This is a genomic window from Lentilactobacillus sp. Marseille-Q4993, assembly GCF_951230165.1.
GTDB lineage: Bacteria > Bacillota > Bacilli > Lactobacillales > Lactobacillaceae > Lentilactobacillus.
The window spans coordinates 1-4964 of the sequence record NZ_CATNVB010000057.1; the positions used below are offsets into that span (position 1 = coordinate 1).

A 4964-nucleotide genomic window follows, 5' to 3' on the forward strand; every position below is an offset into this window, starting at 1 on the left:
TTGGCCTTGATGATGGCTAATTTTTCTTATTTTTTACTGATAAAAGAAAAACTGGATCATATTTTTCAAAAAGTCATGAAAAATATGATCCAGTTTATTTATTGGCGGGACTTATGTCCCGGCCTCTAATCTAACTGCCTCAGTAATCAATTTTTCACTATCAGTTTCGCTAAAACCAGCTTTTTCAAACCCTTCTACATTAGCTTGATAGGTATCAGTAATCGCAATATCCGCACCAACGGCGAAGTAACTAGTGTGAACATCTCTTACAGCTTCCGGATTATTGATCAAAGCAGTTGCTGACCATAAATCACTACTAGTATCTACCCCACGCTTTTCTAATTCAGTTGCCATCGCCCCATCAAGAACGAGGGCTTTTTTATTTACTAAGTTTTCCTTGATATAATCAGTCATTATTGACCTCCAATAAATTATAGGTTGTATCTTTTACTCATATAGTGCATTCTGTTATGTATCGGATTCTAATCATTTTATCTTAAAATGAGAAAAAAGCAATCATCTGGAGGTTATCTTTTGTCAGAAAAACCACATGTCGCCTTGGAACGCAAAATGGAATCTCGCCATCTTTTAATGATTTCTCTTGGCGGGGTTATTGGAACTGGATTATTTCTAAGTTCCGGTTACACGATTCACGAAGCTGGTCCCATCGGCACAATTCTTGCATACGGCCTTGGTGCCGTGATCGTATATTTAGTCATGCTGTGTCTGGGAGAACTCTCAGTAGCAATGCCCCAAACCGGGTCATTTCACGTGTACGCCGATAAGTTTATCGGTCCTGGAACTGCATTCACCGTCGCCATTCTTTACTGGCTGACTTGGACAGTTGCCCTCGGGTCAGAATTCACCGCTGCTGGTTTGATAATGAAACAGTGGTTTCCAAAATCACCAACATGGGCATGTAGCCTACTGTTCATGATTGTCATCTTTATCTCAAATGCCCTATCTGTTCGTTTCTTTGCTGAAACTGAATTCTGTTTTTCCAGCATCAAAGTAATCGCCATCGTCCTGTTCATAATTCTTGGCGGTTTGGCAATGTTTGGCGTCATCCCCATCAAAGGGTATACCCACGCTCCAACGTTCCATAACCTTATCAAAGACGGGATTTTTCCAAACGGAATCAAAGGTGTATTTACCACGATGTTGACCGTTAACTTTGCGTTCTCCGGAACCGAGTTAATTGGAGTAACCGCCGGTGAAACTAAAAATCCGGAGAAAAACATTCCAAAAGCAATTCACACCACCTTAATTAGACTGGTAATCTTCTTTATCGGTAGTATTACTGTAATGGCAGCGCTGATTCCCTGGCAAAAAGCAGGTGTCAACCAAAGTCCTTTCGTTCTCGTTTTCAATAGTATTGGGCTTCCCTTTGCTGGTGATTTAATGAACTTCGTTGTCCTAACGGCAATTCTTTCAGCAGCCAACTCAGGTCTATATGCATCGACCAGAATGCTTTGGTCCTTAGCTCACGAAGGAATGATCCCACTAAAGTACGCAAAGACAAACTCCCGTGGAGTGCCAATGATTGCGTTAGTTCTAAGTATGATTGGTGGTGTGCTTACCCTGATTTCTAGTGTGGTAGCCGCATCAACCGTGTACTTAGTTCTAGTATCCATATCAGGCCTAGCCGTTGTAATTGTTTGGATGGCAATTGCCTATTCAGAAATTAATTTCCGGAAACAGTGGCTTAAAGACGGTCACACTGTTGATGAACTAAAATTCAAAACACCCTGGTACCCATTAATTCCTTGGGCAGCCTTCATATTAAGTTTCCTTTCATGTGTACTAATTGTTTTCGATCCAACTCAGCGACCAGCCCTTTTTACATGATTCCGTTTTTAATTGGCTGTTATGCAGTGTACTATGGCAAACAAAAATTTAAACGAAGCTAAGTAAGATGGAGTCGGCGGGAGTCGAACCTGCATCCACCCAGACTGTACCCCAAAAAACACCAACCACTATCTCAAGTCCTGATTGAAATAGTAATCGGTGGTTTTTATTTTGCTATTTAGTAAAATCTTCGTTTTTTGTTTCTTTCGTTAACAACAGTGCGATAAACGAAACTACTGCCATTACGCCAAGGTACAATCCAACCGCGTGGATTCCCCATTGAGACGCCAACTGGGCCATAAATAATTCCCATTGTCAGAAAACCAACAACTAAGAAGAATAAAGCTCCAAAAACATTGTGATTGCCTTGGAAGAAGAATGGGAAGATGAACGAGAAAGAAACGATACATAGCGTACCAATCATCAATATTTTCCTCCTACCATACTTATCAGCCATAATTGATGAATACACGATCATCGCACCAAACATGATAACTGCTCCCATCAAAAGAAGAAGAAATTTCCGATTATCAAAACCAAGTTTCGTCGTTGCATAACTCAATGACCAGGTTGAAAGGAGGAAGAAGAACGTGTATGAGATTGCCATAATAAACGATCCTTGAAGAATTTGCCGCCAGTTCTTAGAAAACACCTGAGCTAACGGAGCTTTTTTAACTTCAGCCCGTTCCTGAGCCATTCTGAATAGTGGTGTCTCCTGCATTTTACGCCTAACCCAAAGACCAATTGCAACCAAAACAGCTGATGCCAAAAATGGAATTCGCCAGCCAAATTGAGTCATTTGAGCTTCTGTCAAAGTTGACTCTAGGATGAAAAACAATCCGTTACTCAAAAAGAATCCGATTGGCGCTCCAAGTTCAGTAAATGAACCAAATAGTGCTCGTTTGCCTTTAGGAGCATTTTCCGTGGCAACCAAAACTGCCCCAGACCATTCGCCACCTAGTCCAATACCTTGAATAAACCTAGCCAAACATAAAAGAATAATTGATAGCATCCCAATAGCCTTAAAACTTGGTAATATTCCAATAGCAACCGTTGATAGTCCCATCATTAACAACGAAACAACCAGTGCTCTTTTTCGAGCAAGTTTATCACCAAAATGGCCAAACAATAGCGATCCAACCTGCCGAGCGACAAATGCAACACCAAAAGTTAATAAACTTAAAATCATTGCAATCGTTGGCGTTACGTCTGAAAAAAAGACTGTTGGGAAGTAGGTTGCTGCCGCGGTCCCATATGCATAAAAATAGAAGAATTCAATGGCGGTCCCAATCATTGATGCCATGATAACGGTTTTGACGGGATCCCGCTCCAGTGTTTTTGACTTAAGTTCGGGGGTTGAGTATGTAGCTGATGTTTCTTCCATAATTTGTCACTTCCATTTCTTATTCTTTTACTTACAAACATTGATTAAAAAATCCTAATATTTTTCACCTCTTTTAGATAAAAAACTCTCTGAGGGTCACTGCGTGCCCCTCGTAATCATGAGAGTAAATAAACCGCCTTTCCTTATATAATTTAAGTGAAGGCGGTTTTGTACGTCGTCTTCTTACTGGTGCTTCATTTAGCCCGGATAAAAAACCGATAGTCTTCATTCCTTGAGATTAATCAATTGTTGCCATTGAGCACGAATATAAAATTCCATACCCTCGTGAATGAAGAACTGCCGCCTTTTGTTGCTTAGTCATCATCAAGGAGGTGCCTTATTATGGATGTGATTACCAATAAATGCTGTGGGATTGATGTTCATCAAAAGAAGATTACCGTTACCACTCTAATTGGTGACCCAGCCGAAAAACCGAAAAAGCTCACGCAGACGTTTGGAACGACAACCCCAGACTTAAAGACTTGTGGTCGCTGGCTTGCTGATCAGGATATTGAAATAGTCTTAATGGAAAGTACTGGTCAGTATTGGCGACCGGTTTGGCAAATTTTAGAAACCTTTGGTTTCAAGATGATTCTTTGTAATCCCCGAATTATTAAAAATATCCCTGGCAAGAAGACTGATCAGCTAGATTCTGAATGGATTGCTGAGCTGGCTCGCTTTGGCCTTGTTGCTGCTAGTTTTATTCCGCCACGACCTATTCAAGAGCTACGAGAATCAACTCGAATCCGCAAGTCACTAACTCAGGCTGGAATCCAGATTAAGAATCAGATCCACAATATCCTGCAACGTTCAAACATCAAATTAACGTCATTCATTTCCGACATCTTTCAGGGATCTAGGTTACGATTGCTTAACTTATTGATTAATGGTGAAGTGATTACTCACCAATCAGTTTCCAAATGTATGCACGGGAAGCTAAAAGCATCGCCACAAGAGCTGTTAGCTGCGCTAGATGGCAGTCTGTCCGCTAACGACCGGGTATTATTAGATATCCAAATTGATTTACTCAAACATAATCAGTTGGCAATTAAGCGCTTGGAAGCCAATATTGAAGAACAGTTAGCACAGTTTCAAGAACTGTATCTTCGCCTACAAGAGATTACTGGCGTTAGTCAACACATTGCCACGATTATTATTGCGGAAGTTGGCCCAGATGTAAGTCCATTCCCTGACGCCGCCCATTTAGCTTCTTGGGCTGGAGTCTGCCCCGGAAACTACGAATCTGCCGGTGTTTCTAAAAGTAGTCATGTCAGATCAGGAAATATTCATCTTAAAACTGCCTTAGTAATGGCTGCTATGGGAGCGAAAAGACAAACTGATTCTGGCTTAAAAGATTTCTTTTTCCGATTACGAACTAGAATGGGGACCCAGAAGGCCCTGGTTGCGCTGGCTCACAAACTAATCCGGATCATCTATGCAATGGTGTCAAAAAACTGCTCATACAGAGAATACAAAAGAGACCAACAAATGCAACATTTGCTGGCCTCAAATTGAATTAATATAACTATCTACTAGTTACATTATACTAAATTTTTCGGTAGGACACTACCGCTAGGTTAGTGCGGCCTCCATCAAGTTATTTCCACTTGAATTTACAATTTAAGTGCAACAGTGACTAAAAAAAGGACCCATAGCTGGATTCCTGTAAAATGATGTTTGCGAAAACAATCATGAAAGGAATCTAGCTATGAGCCACTACAAGCATCTTACC

The 4964-nt window shown here is 40.9% G+C and carries 1 protein-coding gene and 3 pseudogenes; 2 read left to right on the forward strand and 2 right to left on the reverse strand.

Annotated elements, in window-relative coordinates:
- Positions 1-126: 126 nt before the first annotated feature.
- A pseudogene (locus QOW94_RS10805) lies at positions 127-414 on the reverse strand (homocysteine S-methyltransferase family protein); the annotation flags it as partial.
- Between the two features lie 87 nt (positions 415-501).
- Here QOW94_RS10805 and QOW94_RS10810 point away from each other — a divergent pair.
- Positions 502-1910: pseudogene (locus tag QOW94_RS10810) on the forward strand (amino acid permease).
- Between the two features lie 112 nt (positions 1911-2022).
- Here the strand turns inward: QOW94_RS10810 and QOW94_RS10815 are convergent.
- Positions 2023-3232 (reverse strand): annotated as a pseudogene (locus tag QOW94_RS10815) (MFS transporter).
- 342 nt (positions 3233-3574) lie between these two features.
- Here QOW94_RS10815 and QOW94_RS10820 point away from each other — a divergent pair.
- Entirely contained in the window at positions 3575-4747 is a 1173-nt protein-coding gene (locus QOW94_RS10820) for an IS110 family RNA-guided transposase (protein ID WP_283680466.1), read from the forward strand.
- The last annotated feature ends 217 nt before the right edge of the window (positions 4748-4964 follow it).